The 15,787-nt window shown below is 63.7% G+C and carries 10 protein-coding genes and 1 rRNA gene; 9 read left to right on the forward strand and 2 right to left on the reverse strand.

Going from position 1 to position 15,787, the window contains the following annotated elements:
- The first annotated feature begins 227 nt into the window (after window positions 1-227).
- The 4 genes from rrf (at window position 228) to FURADRAFT_RS11135 (ending at window position 7,035) form a co-directional block, all read left to right on the forward strand.
- Window positions 228-341: ribosomal RNA gene (gene rrf / locus FURADRAFT_RS11120) — 5S ribosomal RNA — on the forward strand.
- 615 nt (window positions 342-956) lie between these two features.
- The gene (gene putA, locus FURADRAFT_RS11125; protein WP_008954250.1) at window positions 957-4,574 is read left to right on the forward strand and encodes a trifunctional transcriptional regulator/proline dehydrogenase/L-glutamate gamma-semialdehyde dehydrogenase; all 3,618 of its coding nucleotides are present in this window, start codon (window positions 957-959) and stop codon (window positions 4,572-4,574) included.
- Window positions 4,575-4,714: 140 nt separating this feature from the next.
- On the forward strand, window positions 4,715-5,938 hold the full coding sequence (locus tag FURADRAFT_RS11130) for a branched-chain amino acid ABC transporter substrate-binding protein (protein ID WP_008954251.1): 1,224 nt from the start codon (window positions 4,715-4,717) through the stop codon (window positions 5,936-5,938).
- A gap of 68 nt (window positions 5,939-6,006) precedes the next feature.
- Window positions 6,007-7,035: an adenosine deaminase gene (locus tag FURADRAFT_RS11135; RefSeq protein ID WP_008954252.1), complete on the forward strand. Its 1,029-nt coding sequence runs from the start codon at window positions 6,007-6,009 to the stop codon at window positions 7,033-7,035.
- Window positions 7,036-7,085: 50 nt separating this feature from the next.
- Here FURADRAFT_RS11135 and FURADRAFT_RS11140 read toward each other — a convergent pair whose 3' ends face one another.
- On the reverse strand, window positions 7,086-7,658 hold the full coding sequence (locus tag FURADRAFT_RS11140; protein WP_236261577.1) for a cysteine hydrolase family protein: 573 nt from the start codon (window positions 7,656-7,658) through the stop codon (window positions 7,086-7,088).
- A 133-nt stretch (window positions 7,659-7,791) separates the two neighbouring features.
- Between FURADRAFT_RS11140 and FURADRAFT_RS11145 the strand changes: the two genes are divergently transcribed.
- From FURADRAFT_RS11145 to FURADRAFT_RS11165, 5 genes are all read left to right on the forward strand, one after another.
- Complete coding sequence (locus FURADRAFT_RS11145) at window positions 7,792-8,163, forward strand: cysteine-rich CWC family protein (RefSeq protein WP_008954254.1); 372 nt, start codon at window positions 7,792-7,794, stop codon at window positions 8,161-8,163.
- A 189-nt stretch (window positions 8,164-8,352) separates the two neighbouring features.
- The gene (locus tag FURADRAFT_RS11150; RefSeq protein ID WP_008954255.1) at window positions 8,353-8,988 is read left to right on the forward strand and encodes a DUF1326 domain-containing protein; all 636 of its coding nucleotides are present in this window, start codon (window positions 8,353-8,355) and stop codon (window positions 8,986-8,988) included.
- Window positions 8,989-8,998: 10 nt separating this feature from the next.
- The gene (locus FURADRAFT_RS11155; RefSeq protein ID WP_008954256.1) at window positions 8,999-9,820 is read left to right on the forward strand and encodes a DUF2182 domain-containing protein; all 822 of its coding nucleotides are present in this window, start codon (window positions 8,999-9,001) and stop codon (window positions 9,818-9,820) included.
- Window positions 9,821-9,830: 10 nt separating this feature from the next.
- The gene (locus tag FURADRAFT_RS11160; RefSeq protein ID WP_008954257.1) at window positions 9,831-12,377 is read left to right on the forward strand and encodes a cation-translocating P-type ATPase; all 2,547 of its coding nucleotides are present in this window, start codon (window positions 9,831-9,833) and stop codon (window positions 12,375-12,377) included.
- 251 nt (window positions 12,378-12,628) lie between these two features.
- Window positions 12,629-14,608: a methyl-accepting chemotaxis protein gene (locus FURADRAFT_RS11165; protein ID WP_008954258.1), complete on the forward strand. Its 1,980-nt coding sequence runs from the start codon at window positions 12,629-12,631 to the stop codon at window positions 14,606-14,608.
- A gap of 306 nt (window positions 14,609-14,914) precedes the next feature.
- Here the strand turns inward: FURADRAFT_RS11165 and fabI are convergent, their stop codons facing one another.
- The gene (gene fabI, locus FURADRAFT_RS11170; protein ID WP_008954259.1) at window positions 14,915-15,703 is read right to left on the reverse strand and encodes an enoyl-ACP reductase FabI; all 789 of its coding nucleotides are present in this window, start codon (window positions 15,701-15,703) and stop codon (window positions 14,915-14,917) included.
- Window positions 15,704-15,787: the final 84 nt, after the last annotated feature.

Raw genomic sequence — 15,787 nt, forward strand, 5'->3', positions numbered from 1 at the left:
GGCTGACCCTCCTGAGAAGTCGTCGAGAACCAGACGTTGATAAGTCGGGTGTGGAAGCGCTGTGAGGCGTGAAGCTAACCGATACTAATTGCTCGTGAGGCTTGATCCTATCATTTGAGTGGCTTGGGCCACGCGGTGAATAGAGAGTGCGACGTACGATCGATTACCCAATTCGAAATGGAAGCCAGCTGGCTTCCAGGCTTCTTCTAGTTTGTTGACAGTTTATGTCTGGCGGCCTTAGCGAGGTGGTCCCACCCCTTCCCATCCCGAACAGGACCGTGAAACGCCTTAGCGCCGATGATAGTGCGGCATTGCCGTGTGAAAGTAGGACACCGCCAGACTCCCCATGCAGACCCTCAGTGCCACGCACTGGGGGTTTTTGCGTTTAGTCGGCCGAACGCCCGAACCGCCCGTCGGGGCTCGACGAGCTGGCGCTGGCTCCTCATTCCCCCTCCGCAGACGGCAAGAAAAAAGGCCGAAGAACCGGTCATGACGTCCCGTCAGCGCGGTACCCCAATAAAACTCTGAACGAATGGCTGATCGAAAGTGCAGCCCCGCCTGGCCTCCCTTACGGTGGCGTGTACCATTACCTCGAGGTCGGCGTGGTGGCACAGCATCTCGATCATGGACGACAGCGCCGATCGATTTTTGGCTGTTCGGGCAAGTTTGCTGGTACCGGTAGCTTTGGAGCTACTTCCCATTCCCCGGCTTTTTCCCTTCTTTGTTTTTGTTGCCTTGTTCCCATCCCAATATTTTCGTCTACAACGATAGGGCGTTGTTCGTTGCCTTCATGCAACATTTGACGCGTTGCTCGCTGGGCACTTGCGCTCGTTTTCACCGATTTTCCAGCTTTCCTGACGTGTCGCCGCTATATTTCGCCAAGGTTAAAAAATAATGTATACAATAGGCAAAAATTCATTGTTAGCCAAAGCTGATACATAGAGCAGGAGTTCAAGATGCAATTCGAGGTGTTTGCCCATACCCAGTCGCCTCTCCGGGACGCGATCACCGCGGCGTACCGCCGGGACGAGCGGGAGTGTGTACAGGCTTTGCTGCCGCAGGCGGCGATGAGCGAGGCGGAGGTGCGTACGGCTCAAGATCTGGCGCGTCGTCTGGTATCGCGTGTTCGCAAGGAGCGGACCCGGGCCAGTGGGGTGGACGCCTTGATGCACGAGTTTTCGTTGTCGAGCCAGGAGGGGATCGCCCTGATGTGCCTGGCCGAGGCGCTGCTGCGCATTCCCGACAAGGAGACGGCCGATCGCCTGATCCGCGACAAGATCAGCAAGGGTGACTGGAGTGCTCACCTGGGCAATAGCTCGTCGTTGTTCGTCAACGCGGCGGCATGGGGCTTGCTGGTGACCGGCAAGCTGGTGGCGTCTCACAGTGCGAAAGGGTTGTCGGCGGCGATGACCAAGCTGATCGCCAAGGGTGGCGAGCCGCTGATCCGCAAGGGTGTGGACATGGCGATGCGCATGCTGGGCAAGCAGTTCGTGACCGGCGAGACCATCGGCGAGGCGCTGGACAACGGTGTCGAGCGCGAGTCGCGAGGCTACCGTTTCAGCTACGACATGCTGGGCGAGGCGGCGATGACCGAGGAGGACGCGCAGCGCTATCTCGACGATTACGTGATGGCGATCCACGCCATCGGCAAGGCGTCCAACGGCCGTGGCGTCTACCAGGGGCCGGGTATTTCGGTGAAACTGTCCGCCATCCATCCGCGCTACGCCCGCGCCAAGCATGAGCGCATGATGGGCGAGCTGCTGCCGCGCCTGAAGCAGCTGTTCCTGCAGGCCAAAGAATACAATATCGGTTTGAACATCGATGCCGAGGAGGCTGACCGCCTGGAAATCTCGATGGACCTGGTCGAGGCTTTGGCCAACGATCCGGACCTGGCCGGTTTCGAGGGCATCGGTATCGTGGTGCAGGCCTATCAGAAGCGCTGTCCTTATGTCATCGACTTCCTGATCGATCTGGCGCGCCGCACCAAGCATCGTTTCATGGTCCGTCTGGTGAAGGGCGCCTACTGGGATGCCGAGATCAAGCGCGCTCAGGTGGATGGCCTGCCGGGCTACCCGGTGTACACGCGCAAGGTTTACACCGATGTGTCCTACCTGGCCTGCGCCAAGAAGCTGCTGTCGGCCCAGGATGCCATCTATCCGCAGTTCGCCACGCACAACGCCTACAGCCTGTCGGCCATTCACACGCTGGCCGGTGACAAGGATTACGAGTTCCAGTGCCTGCACGGCATGGGCGAAACGCTGTACGACCAGGTGGTCGGTTCGGCCAACCTGGGCCGAGCCTGCCGTATCTATGCCCCGGTGGGCTCGCATGAAACGCTGCTGGCGTACCTGGTGCGTCGTCTGCTGGAAAACGGCGCCAACTCGTCCTTCGTCAACCGCATTGTCGACGAGTCGGTCTCGATCGACGAATTGGTGGGCGATCCGGTGGCCGAGGCGGCGCGTCATGGTGGCCAGCCGCATGCCAAGATTGCCTTGCCGCTGGAACTGTACGGCAGCGAGCGGGCCAATTCGCGTGGCCTCGATTTGTCCAACGAGCAGCTACTGGCAACCTTGCAGATGGGCCTGATCGACTCCGAAAAACAGAGCTGGCAGGCTTGCCCGTTGCTGGGCGATGGCGAGGTGACCAGCGCCGAGCCGCTGCCGGTGCGCAATCCGGCCGATCGCAACGACGTCGTCGGCCAGGTGCATGAAGCGACCGAGGCCGACGTGGCACATGCGCTGGATCTGGCCGAAACCGCTGCCGCGGCGTGGGCCGGCACGCCGGTGGCCGACCGCGCCGCCTGCCTCGAGCGCATGGCGACGCTGATGGAAGACAATATGCCGGCGCTGATGGGGCTGGCGGTGCGCGAGGCCGGCAAGACGCTGACCAACGCGATTGCCGAGGTGCGTGAGGCGGTCGACTTCTGCCGCTACTACGCCGCCCAGATCCGTGCCGAGTTCAAGAACGACAGCCATGTGCCGCTGGGTCCGGTGGTGTGTATCAGCCCGTGGAACTTCCCACTGGCGATCTTCACCGGCGAGGTGAGCGCCGCGCTGGCCGCCGGCAACCCGGTACTGGCCAAGCCGGCCGAGCAGACCAGCCTGATCGCGGCGTTTGCCGTGCGTCTGTTCCACGAGGCCGGCGTGCCGCGCCAAGTGCTGCAATTGCTGCCGGGCCGAGGCGAGGTGGTCGGTGCGGCGCTGACGCGTGACCCGCGCATTCAAGGGGTGATCTTCACCGGCTCGACCGAAGTGGCGCAGATCATCCACCGCACCCTGGCCCAACGTGGCGGCGAGGTACCGTTGGTGGCGGAGACCGGCGGCCAGAACGCGATGATTGTCGACAGCTCGGCGCTGCCGGAGCAGGTGGTGACCGATGTGCTGTCCTCGGCGTTCGATTCGGCGGGTCAGCGCTGTTCGGCGCTACGCGTGCTCTACCTGCAAAGCGACATCGCCGACAAGGTGATCCGCATGATCAAGGGGGCGATGGACGAGCTGACCGTGGGCAATCCGGCGCACCTCACCACCGATGTGGGGCCGGTGATCGATGCCGAGGCCCAGCAGAACCTGCTGGCGCACATCGAGAAGATGAAGCCGCGCGCGCGCTGGACCTATCAGGCCAAGTTGGCCGAAGATGCCGGACAGGGCACCTTCGTGCCGCCGACGATGTTCGAAATCGACAGCCTGAAAGACCTGACGCGCGAGGTGTTCGGCCCGGTGCTGCATGTGTTGCGCTTCGAGGCATCCGACATCGACCGCGTGGTGGACGAGATCAACAGCACCGGTTACGGTCTGACCCACGGTATCCATAGCCGTATCGACGAGACCATCGACCGCATCGTATCGCGCATCAAGGTCGGCAACGTCTACGTCAACCGCAACATCGTCGGTGCGGTGGTCGGGGTGCAGCCGTTCGGCGGCGAGGGCAAGTCCGGCACCGGTCCGAAGGCGGGCGGGCCGTTCTATCTGTATCGTCTGACCCGCGCCAAGTGGCTGCCGGCGCTGAAGCTGACCCCGCAACCGGCTGAGCTGCCGGCGCTGCAGAAGCTCGACGCCGAGCTGGGTGGATTCGGGTTGGATGCGTCGATCCAGTCCCGCCTGCGTCAGGCGCTGAGCGAGGCGAGCCGGCACACGCCGCTGGCGCACGCGGTGGAGCTGCCAGGGCCGACCGGCGAGAATAACGCGCTGCTGTTCGCTCCGCGCGGTAAGATCGGTTGCGTGGCGTCCTCGACCGAAGGCCTGCTGCAGCAGTTGATCGCGGTGTTTGCCACCGGCAACCGGGCCGTGCTGGAGGATGGCGAGGGTGCACGCAAGCTGGCCGCGAAGCTGAACGGTTACGTCGAGTTGAGCCGCGATGTGGCCGAAGCCGAGGTGGCCGGGGTGCTGTTTGCCGGCGAGACCGCAGCGGCGGATCAGTTGCAGCGCCGCCTGGCAGCGCGTGACGGCGCGCTGATCCAGTTGCTGGCAGTGGAACCGGGCGAGATCAACTTGCACCGGCTGGTGGTGGAACGTGCCGTTAGCGTAAATACCACGGCTGCCGGCGGAAATGCCAGCCTGATGAGCATGGGAGACTGATCGGGCTTGTCATGGGGTGGCGGCGTTGGAATAATGCCGCCACACGTTTTACAAAGCGTTTTCTATTAACTGCAGTGACATCTACGCCACGTTACCCCATGGTGTGGGAAAAAATCCTGACTACAAACAGAGGAAAAACGATGCAAGTGACCAAGCTGACCACGATCTCGTTCGCCGTAGCTGCCGCCCTCGCGGTCTCCGCCTGCGGCAAAAAAGAGGAACCGGCTGCCGAGCAGGCTGCCGGTGGTGCCCCGGCTGCCGAAACGGTCAAGATCGGCTTTGCTGCTCCGCTGACTGGCCCGCAGGCCCACTACGGCGAGGAGTACAAGAACGGCGTAACGCTGGCGATCGAAGACGCCAACGCCGAGAAGCCGACCATCGGTGGCAAACCGGTAACCTTCGAGCTGGATGCCCAGGACGACCAGGCTGACCCGAAGACCGCTACCCAGCTGGCCCAGAAGTTTGTGGACGACAAGGTGGTCGGTATCATTGGCCACTTCAACTCCGGTTGCGCCATCCCGGCCTCCAAAATCTATTCCGATGCCGGTATTCCGATGATCGCCATGGCGACGTCGCCGGTGTTCACCGCCCAGGGCTTCAAGAACACCTTCCGTTCGATGACCTCCGACACCCAGCAGGGTAGCGTGATGGGCAAGTTCGTGGTGGATACCCTGAAGGCTAAGAAGGTCGTTATCGTTGACGATCGCACGGCCTATGGCCAAGGCCTGGCCGACGAGTTCGAAAAGGCGGTCAAGGCAGCCGGTGGTGAAGTCGTTAAGCGCGAATTCACCAACGACAAGGCCACCGACTTTGCCGCCATTCTTACCTCGATCAAGGGGGTGAGTCCGGACGTGGTCTTCTATGGTGGCGCCGACGCCCAGTCCGCCCCGATGGCCAAGCAGATGAAGCGTCTGGGTCTGAAGGCTCCGCTGATCTCGGGCGAGATGACCAAGACCCCGACCTTCCTGCAACTGGCCGGCAAGGAAGCCGAAGGCTCGATCGCCTCCCTGGCTGGTCTGCCGCTGGACCAGATGCCGAAGGGCAAGGACTATGAAGCCCGCTACAAGGCGCGCTTCAAGATGGACGTCGCCACCTATTCCCCGTACGGCTACGATGCGACCCGTGCCCTGATCCAGGCCATGAAAGACGCCAACTCTTCCGATCCGAAGGCGTACATGCCGGTTCTGGCCAAGATCAAGTACTCTGGCGTGACGTCGTCCAACTGGACCTACGATGACAAGGGTGACCTGAAGGATGGTGGCATCACCGTCTACAAGGTGGAAGGCGGCCAGTGGAAGGTCATGCAGACCATCGGTGGTGGGGCGGCCCCGGCTGCTCCGGCCGCCGCTTCGGCTGCTCAGTAATCCTTCCTGGCTCAGGAAACCGCAACGGCGCAGTGTATACTGCGCCGTTTTTTCATTGGAGAACGATCATGGCCCATCAGGATGTCGACGATCTGATCCGCCGTTTGCCCAAGACCGAACTGCACCTGCATATCGAGGGCACGCTGGAGCCTGAAATGATGTTCGCGCTGGCGCAGCGCAACGGCATCAGCCTGCCCTACGCCAGCGTCGAGGCGCTGCGCGCCGCCTACGATTTCAGCAACCTGCAGTCCTTTCTCGACCTTTACTACGCCGGGGCCGGCGTGCTGCAGACGCGGCAGGACTTCTACGAGCTGACCCGCGCCTACCTGCAGCGCGCCCATGCCGACAACGTGGCGCACGTCGAGATTTTTTTCGATCCGCAGACGCACACCGCACGCGGCATTCCTTTCGCCACCGTGCTGGACGGCATCCGCGAGGCGCTGGACGAGGCCGGCCGCGCGTGGGGCATGAGCTCGCGCCTGATCCTGTCCTTCCTGCGTCACCTGTCCGAGGACGAGGGCTTCGCCACCCTGGCCGAGGCCTTGCCGCACCTCGACCGGATCGACGGCTTCGGGCTCGATTCGAGCGAGCTGGGCCATCCGCCGTCCAAGTTCGCCATGCTGTTCGCCCGTTGCCACGAGCTGGGCAAGCCGTGCGTGGCGCACGCCGGCGAGGAGGGGCCGCCCGAGTACGTGTGGGAGGCGCTGGAACTGCTCAAGGTCTGCCGGATCGATCACGGTGTGCGCAGCCTGGAAGACCCGGCACTGGTGAAAAGGTTGGCCGAAGCCGGGATGCCGTTGACGGTGTGCCCCTTGTCCAACGTGCGCCTGAAGGTGGTGGACGAGCTGGCCCGACACAATCTGCGCCAGCTGCTGCAGGCGGGTCTGAAGGCGATGGTGAATTCCGACGACCCGGCCTATTTCGGCGGCTATCTCAACGCCAACCTGCTGGCCTGCCGCCAGGCGCTCGAGCTGAGCGCGGACGAGGTGGTGACGCTGGTCAACAATAGCTTCGAGGCGAGCTGGCTCGCCGAGGATGACAAGCAGCGCTGGCTGGCCGAGGTGAAGCGTATTCACGCGGAGTGGCTGGCGGCCTGATGGGGTCTTGGCATCGCGGGTTGGCCGAAGCGGCTTTCGGCCAACCTTCGTTATTGCCCGAGTGCGGCCAGCAGCGTGGCACAATCGGTGACGGAGCAGTACTCGCCGTCCAGGTTGGCCAGGCTCATCGCATGCACCTCGTCGGCGCTGTGCTCGACGCCGTTCCAGTCGCGGCGGTTGAAGGTGAAGCAGCCATCCGCCGGCAGTTGCACGCGAAAGCCGAGGTTGCCGGCCATGCGCACGGTGGCCTCGATCGAGTTGTTGGTGATGACCCCGAGCACCACCAGCGAGTGCAGGCCGGCGCGACGCAGGCGTTGTTCGAGATTGGTGCCGACGAAGGCGTTGTTGGTGTGCTTGGCGATGACCAATTCGTCCGCTTGCGGCTCGAAGCCAGCCTTGAAGGCGTGCCCCGGCTGACCGGGGCGATAGTGCGAGCCGGCTTCCAGCGAGTCGTGGCGCACGTGGATCACCGGCCAGCCGCGCTGGCGCCAGCGCGTCAGCAGCGCCTGCATGCGGGTTTCGGCGTGCGGGTTGTTGCGCACCCCCCAGTCGGGGTGGTCGATGGCGCGTTGCAGGTCGATCAGCAACAGCGCACTGGGGGCGGGCAGGGCGATCGCGGTCATGGGCAGCTCCGGGATGGGGCGTTCCAGCATAAGCGATGCCCCATGCCCTGTCATGGCAACAGGGCCAGGCCGCCTCGCCCGAGGCGCTGCCTTCTGTCCGCGACCATGTCCAAAATTTCTCCGGAGGATGCCGATGAGCACCAGCAAGCCGATTCCATCGCCGTGCATCCAGCAATGCCGGCTCGACGACGCCGGCCAGAGCTGTCTCGGCTGCCGCCGCACGCTGGATGAGATTGCCGGCTGGTCGGGCTTCGACGAGATGCAGAAGCAGGCGGTATGGGCCCGCCTGCGGGCCTTGCCGCTGCCGGTGGTCGGCAAGCACTGCCAGCGCTGCGGGGCGGCGTTCCGGTGTGGCGAAGGCGGGCCGGATGGGGGCTGCTGGTGCAGCGAGCTGCCGGCGGTGCTGCCGCTCGTGCCGAGCGGCAGCGATTGCCTGTGCCCCTCCTGCCTGCGCGACACCCTGCGCCAAGCCTACGCCGCGCGCGGCTTGTCCGCTCCGTTCTGAGTACCACCGCCGTCGCATGGCTCGATGCGGGCAGGGTCACCGCCGGCTGCCCGTGCGCGTATCATCCGCCGCCCGATATTTCCTGCCGGCACGCCTTGTTCCGGCCGCTGTCGGCGGTGCCATCTGCTAGCTTTAAAGTGAACACCAAAGCGTAGTGCGATGGCGCTAGCCGGACAGGAGGGTGTTGTGATGGACATGATCGAATGGCGCCTGCAGGGCGTCGAGTTTGCCACCTGCAATTGCAACTGGGGTTGCCCCTGCCAGTTCAGTTCGCCGCCGACGCAGGGCAAATGCGAGGCGGTGGTGTCGATGCGTATCGACCAGGGACAGTTTGGCGAGGTCAATCTGGACGGCTTGTGCTGGGTCGGCGTCTTCGCCTGGCCCGGTGCCATCCACCAGGGTAACGGCAGCTGCCAGCTCTATATCGAAGACAAGGCCAATGCGGCGCAGCGCGAGGCGCTGCTGACCATTCTGTCCGGGCAGCATTCCGACCCCGGCGCCAACGTGTTCCAGATTTTCAGTACCACGCTGAGCCAGCTGTACGAGCCGCAGTTCGTGCCGATCTCGTTTGCGGTCGACCCCGATAACCGGCTGGCCACGACGTCGATTGTCGGCGTGCTGGAGGCGAGCGGCGAGCCGATTCGCAATCCGGTGACCGGCATGGCGCAGCGGGCGCGCTTGACGTTGCCGGACGGCTTCGAGTTCACCGAAGCCGAAATGGGCAGCGGCAGCTTTGCCACCCACGGCGCCCTTGCAATTGCTTCCCCGAAAGGACACGCGCACTTCGCGCGCCTGCACATGACGGGTCACGGTGTGGTGCGCTGAACCCGTGTCGATGAACGGCGTGAAGCAGTCAGAACCCGCAGCCGCCGCCGCGCCGCCGCTGCGCGACCGGCTGCGCCCGGAGCAGTGGCCGGTGTTGCTGTGCCTGCTCGGGGTGGCCGGGCTGGCCTGGCTGGCGCTGTGGCGACTGAGCCAGAACATGCCGGCGATGGGCATGGCGGGGATGGCCGGCATGGTGATGACCGGGCCGATGGCGATGCCGTGGCAGCCGGCCGACTTCCTGCTGACCTGGGCCATGTGGGCGACGATGATGGTCGGCATGATGCTGCCCAGCGCCTTGCCGATGATCCTGTTCTACCAGCTGGTGGCGGGCCAGCGCCAGTCGCGCCGTGCCGCCGCCGGGCAGGTGGCGCTGTTCTCCTCCGCCTACCTGCTGGTATGGAGCGGCTTCAGCATCGCCGCCACGGCGCTGCAATGGGCGCTGGACCAGGCCGCCCTGCTGACACCCGAACTCGCCAGTGCCAATGTCTGGCTGGGCGGCGGCATCCTGATGCTGGCAGGTATCTACCAGTGGCTGCCGCTCAAGCAGGCCTGCCTCGGCCACTGCCGCTCTCCGCTGGGCTTCGTCATGGGGCACTGGCGTCCCGGTGCCGCCGGGGCTTTGCGCATGGGGTTGCTGCATGGCCTGTACTGCCTGGGCTGCTGCTGGGCGGTGATGGGGCTGCTGTTCGTGGTCGGGGTGATGAACCTGCTGTGGGTGGCGCTGCTCAGCGTCTTCGTGCTGTTGGAAAAACTGCTGCCGCTCGGCCGTTGGGGAGGGCGCCTGAGCGGTGCCCTGCTGATGGCTTGGGGGGCGGTGCTCTGGCTGCACTGAGTCCGCCACGATGTCCCCGGAGAACCCCCTCGCTGCCGCCAATCACGGACCGGATGGCCTGAGCGACGCCGAGGCCGCCGCGACGCTGGCCCGGGTCGGTCCCAACACCCTGTTTGTCGAACCGCGCCGTACCTTGTGGCGGCTGACGTGCGAAATCCTGCGCGAACCGATGTTCCTGCTGCTCTTGGTGGCGGGGTCGATCTACCTGCTGCTGGGCGATGTTCGCGAGGCGCTGCTGTTGCTGGGGTTCGTGCTGGTCATCGTGCTGATGACGGTGCTGCAGGAGCGCCGCACCGAGCGCGTGCTGGAAACCCTGCGCGACCTGGCGAGCCCGCGCGCCGTGGTGCGCCGTGGCGGGGTGCAGAAAACCGTCGCCGCCTCCGAACTGGTGCCGGGCGATATCGTGTTGATCGGCGAAGGGGACCGGGTGCCGGCCGACGGCGAACTGCTGGTGGCCAACGAGCTGTCGCTCGACGAGTCGCTGCTGAGCGGCGAATCGGTGCCGGTGCGCAAGCTGGCGGGTCTCGCCGGCACGAGCCGGGCCGGTGGCCCGGGGGGTGACGACACCCCGTTTGCCTACGCCGGTTCGCAGGTGGTGCAGGGGCAGGGGGTGATGCGGGTGTGCGCCACCGGCCTCGAGACCGAGCTGGGCAAGATCGGCAAGATGCTGGGCACGATCGAGCAGCCCATCTCCCCGCTGCAGCAGGAAACGCGCCGCTTTGTCCGGGTGCTGGCCATCTACGGGCTGGTATTGAGCCTGGTCGTGCTGGTGTTGTACGGGATCACCCGCGGCGAGTGGCTGGCGGGTCTGCTGGCCGGCATCACGCTGGCGATGGGCCTCTTGCCGCAGGAATTCCCGGTGATCCTGACCGTGTTCATGGCGCTGGGCGCACGCCGTCTGGCCCATGACCGTGTGCTGACACGGCGCCTCAACGCCATCGAGACGCTGGGGCAGACCAGCGTGCTGTGCGTCGACAAGACCGGCACCCTGACCCATAACCGCATGGCGGTGCGCCAGCTCTACGTCGACGGCCGCACGCTGGTGGTCGACGACGCCCTCTCCACGCTCGACGAGCCTTACCACGAACTGCTCGAATACCTGATCCTGGCCAGTGAGATCGATCCGATCGACCCGATGGAGCGGGCCTTCCACCGCTTCGGCCACAGCTACCTGGCCGGCACCGAGCACCTGCGCCCGGACTGGGCGCTGACCCAGGAGTACGAGCTGACGCCGCAGTTGCAGGCGATGAGCCACGGCTGGATCGCGCCGGACCGCGACTACTACCCGGTCGCCAGCAAGGGCGCGCCGGAGGCCGTGTTCGACCTGTGCCACCTGCCCGAGGCGCAGTGCGTGCAACTGCTGCGCGAGGTCGAAACGTTGGCCGAACAAGGCCTGCGCGTGCTGGCGGTGGCCAAGGCCCGCCATGACGGCGTGGAATGGCCCGAGAGGCAGCACGATTTCGATTTCGAATTCCTCGGCCTGGTCGGCCTGGCCGACCCGGTCCGCACCGAGGTGCCCGAGGCCATCGCCCAGTGCCGCGAGGCCGGGGTGCGGCTGGTGATGATCACCGGGGACTATCCCGTCACGGCACAGGCGGTGGCACGCCAGGCCGGCATCGACGATGCCCTGGTGGTCAGCGGCGACATGATGGAGCAACTGGACGACGCGGCGCTGCGCGGCGTGGTGCAGCAGGCCGAGGTCTTTGCCCGCGTGCGGCCGCACCAGAAACTGCGCCTGGTCGAGGCGCTCAAGGCCAACGGCGAGGTGGTGGCGATGACCGGCGACGGCGTCAACGATGCCCCGGCGCTGCGCGCGGCGCATATCGGCATCGCCATGGGGCGGCGCGGTACCCAAGTGGCGCGTGAGGCGGCGGCGCTGATCCTGCTCGACGACAACTTCACCGCCATCGTCGCCGCGATGCGCCAGGGGCGGCGTATCTACGACAATCTGGTGAAGGCGGTCACCTACGTGATTGCCGTTCACGTTCCCCTGATCGGCCTGACCGTGGTGCCGTTGTTGCTGGGCTGGCCGCTGCTGCTGGCACCGGCGCACGTGGTGTTTCTGGAGCTGGTGATCGACCCGGTCGGCTCCATCGTGTTCGAGAACGAAGCCGCCCATCCCCGCGTGATGCGCCGTCCGCCACGGGTGGTGGGCGAGCCGCTGTTCTCGCCGCGCAGACTGGCGCGCAGTCTGTGGCAAGGGGGCGTGCTGTTTGTCGGCGTGCTGGCGCTGTATGCCGCGGCGATGCGCTTGGGCAGCGCAACGGACGCGGCGCGCAGCATGGCGTTCCAGACGCTGGTGATGGGCAACCTGGGCCTGGTCTTCCGCAATCGCCACCCCGGCGCGCTGCGCCAGGAGCAGAACCGCGCCTTGTGGTGGGTGGTCGGCCTTACCCTCGCCATGCTGCTGCTGGTGACCCAGCTGGCCCCGCTGGCCGCCTTGTTCCATTTCGGAGCGGTGACGCCATGGCAGTACCTTTACTGCCTATTCGCAGCCGGTGTCATTTATCTGCTGGCCGGGGTGGTTAGGCAAGCCAAAGACCCGCTGGGGTCCTAGCCTGTCTTAGGCGTTGCCTGGCCTCGTCCCTACCCGAGAAAGCCACACGACTCGATGCTCCGAGAGGGGGGCGGAGTTCTGATTAAGGATTCTGGCCGGATATGGTAAAAAAAGTTTTTTATAGATGGCTTTATTTAAACAAGAACCGTAAAGTGTTTTGCGCCACTAATTGGTTTGATTTGCCTCAATTTTAGATAGATGTACTTTCCATAATATTTATATGGATAACATATTATGGATGGCGGTACATCATGTTTTCGACCATTGGAAAGCGGCTGGTACTACTTATGCTAGTGCCCTTGCTGGTGTTGTCTTGTTTTTCTCTTTTGCTGATCTGGCAAAACTATACCCAGTACCAAAAAGCCAGGACGACACGGCAGCTGATGGAAGTGGCCATCTCGACGGGTAATCTGATCCACACATTACAAATAGAGCGCGGCGCATCGGCTGGTTTTTTGCAGTCACATGGAGCCAAGTTTGCCGACAAGTTACCGACCATCCGGCAAGCCTCCGATCGCAACTTGCAGGCTTATCGAGACGCCATTTCGCAAGACCGGGCGTTGCTTGACCCGTCGATGATCCAGGATGTGCAAGGGCCGTTACAGCAACTGGCGGACTGGCGTTACAAAATTACCCAGAAAAATATACTGCCGGGCGAAAGCTCGACGTATTTCACCCATACTATTGCGCAGCTGCTCAAAAATATTACCGCCTTGGGACTGCAAAACGATCAGGCCGATATCGTGCGTCGTTTACAGGCCTATCAAACGCTGATTTTGGCCAAGGAAAATGCCGGTCTGGAACGGGCATTGTCAGTGCCGGTATTTATCGGCGATCACGTGGCGTGGCCGCAGTACCGTCTGATCCTGTCCAAGATTGATAGCCAGAATATTCTGTTGGAGGTGTTCACTGCGCTGGCCAAACCGGACGAGGTGGCGGGCGTCGCCAAAGTCATGCAAAGCCCGCAAGCACGCCAGGTGCAGCAATTCCGCGATGTGATGGCGCTGCATTTCGCCGAGGGCGGCTTCGGGGTCAATGCGGAGCAGTGGTTCGTTGCCATCACCGCCAAAATCGATGCCCTGTTTACCGTCGAGCAGCAGTTGACGGCCAATATCCAGGCCCAGACGCAGGCCCAGGAGGAACTGGCGTGGCGTCAGCTGTGGTTCGTGGTCGTGGCAGGGGGAATGACCATGCTGTTGACTGCCCTGGTCGGGATGTGGGTCGGGCGCAGTATCGGCCGCCCTCTGTTGAATGTCGCCGATGCGGTCGAGCAAACTGTCGCCAACCGCGACCTGTCCCGCACGGTTTCGGCCAAGGGTGTGCTCGAAGCCCGGCAGATCGCGACCGCCTTCAACCATATGCTGCAGTCTTTCTCGCGCCTGATCCAGGATACGCAGAGTTGCGGCCAGAACATGGGGGCGGTCGCCTCGCAACTGGCAGGGAGCAGCGTGCAGGTGAAGCAATGCGCGCAGCTACAGTTTGAAGCGACCTCTTCGGTGGCTGCCGCGGTGGAGCAGACGTCGGCCAGCATGAGCGGAGTGGCCGGCAGCGCTCGTTCGGTGATGGAACTGGTGTATCAGACCCGGACCGAAACGGGCCAGGCCCTGCACGTGATGCATGAAACCGTACAGCAGGTCCGGCAGATTGCGGCCCAGATTCACGAGTCGAGCGGTAACATCAGCTTGCTCGACGACAGTTCCAAACAAATCGGCGGCATCATCAATGTCATCAAGGAGATTGCGGAGCAGACCAATCTGCTGGCGCTCAATGCGGCCATCGAGGCGGCACGGGCCGGCGATATGGGGCGTGGTTTCGCCGTGGTGGCGGATGAGGTCAGGAGCCTGGCGGTACGCACCGCTACGGCGACCGGCGAGATTGCCGTGCTGATACAGGCGGTGCAGCAGCGCATCGATACCACCGTCAGCGGTATGCAGCGAGCCGACCAACTCTCCCAGATCAGCTTGCAGTCGGTCAGCGCCAGCGAACAGGGCTTGGGGCATATCGACGAGGGGTCGCAACGGATCTCGCAACACATGCTGAATATTGTCGGGGCGATCGACGAGCAGGATCAGGCCTTGCGCGGCATTGCGCAAAACATCGAGCAAATCGCCAGAATGACCGAGGAAAACAGCGTTGTGGCAAACAGCAATAGCAGCCACGCCGAGAGTCTTGACCAGCTATCGGGGCGCCTGGCCCAGGCGGTCAGCCAGTACCGTATCGCCATGGTGTGAGCGCTCGATTCCCTGCCGTTTTCCCGGTGTTCGGCTAGGGGGGATGCGGTCTCCTCCCGCTGGTCGTCCCCCGCTGACGGCTTGGCGAGGCGGCGCTGGTGGTCATTTACCGCTTGGGTCGGGAAGCAATAAAAAGGGGCATCAATCTGGAATTGATGCCCCTATGTGATGGTGCAGATGATCAGAATTTCGGGTGGTCAAAGCTCACTGGGTGCTGCCGGAACAGAATGCCATCGTTGTTAAAACGGTCATGGCATTTTATGAGCAGCGCCCCCCGTTTCTGCACCGCACGTACGCGCCGAGTACTTACTCTTCCGGCACGTTCATCGAGTTGATGTTGAAACCGCCGTCGACGTAGGTGATCTCGCCGGTGATGCCGGAGGCCAGGTCGGACAACAGGAAGGCGGCGGTGTTGCCGACTTCTTCGGTGGTCACGTTGCGGCGCAGGCAGGACTGGTTGGCGGCGATCGACAGCAGCTTGGAGAAGCCCGAGATGCCGGAGGCGGCCAGGGTCTTGATCGGGCCGGCGGAGATGCCGTTGGCGCGGATGCCGTCCTTGCCGACGCTGGCGGCCAGGAATCGCACCGAGGCTTCCAGGCTGGCTTTGGCCAGGCCCATCACGTTGTAGTGCGGGATGGCGCGCACGGCGCCGAGATAGGACAGGGTCAGCAGGGCGCCATTGCGGCCCTTCATCATCGGGCGGGCGGCCTTGGCCAGCGCCGGGAAGCTGTAGGCGGACACGTCGTGGGCGGTGTGGAACGCTTCGCGGCTCAGGGCGTCGAGGAAGTCGCCTTCCAGCGATTCACGCGGGGCGAAGGCGATGGCGTGCACCAGGCCGTCCAGGCCGTCCCAATCCTTGCCCAGATCCACGAACAGTTGCTCGATGTCGGCATCGTTCTGTACGTCGCAGCGGTACACCAGTTTGCTGCCGAAGTCGGCGGCCATTTCCCGCACACGGTCTTCCAACTTGTCCACCACGTAGGTGAACGCCAGTTCCGCGCCTTGACGATGACAGGCCTGGGCAATGCCGTAGGCGATGGAACGGTTGGAGATCATGCCGGTAATAAGAATTTTTTTGCCTTGCAGGAAGCCCATCTTGAGTCCTTCACGGTGTAAACAGGGCCGCATTATAACCAAGGCTGTGCCCTGCCTGACAGTCGGACGAGGCTGCGAGGCCGA

Source organism: Pseudogulbenkiania ferrooxidans 2002, assembly GCF_000174355.1.
GTDB lineage: Bacteria > Pseudomonadota > Gammaproteobacteria > Burkholderiales > Chromobacteriaceae > Pseudogulbenkiania > Pseudogulbenkiania ferrooxidans.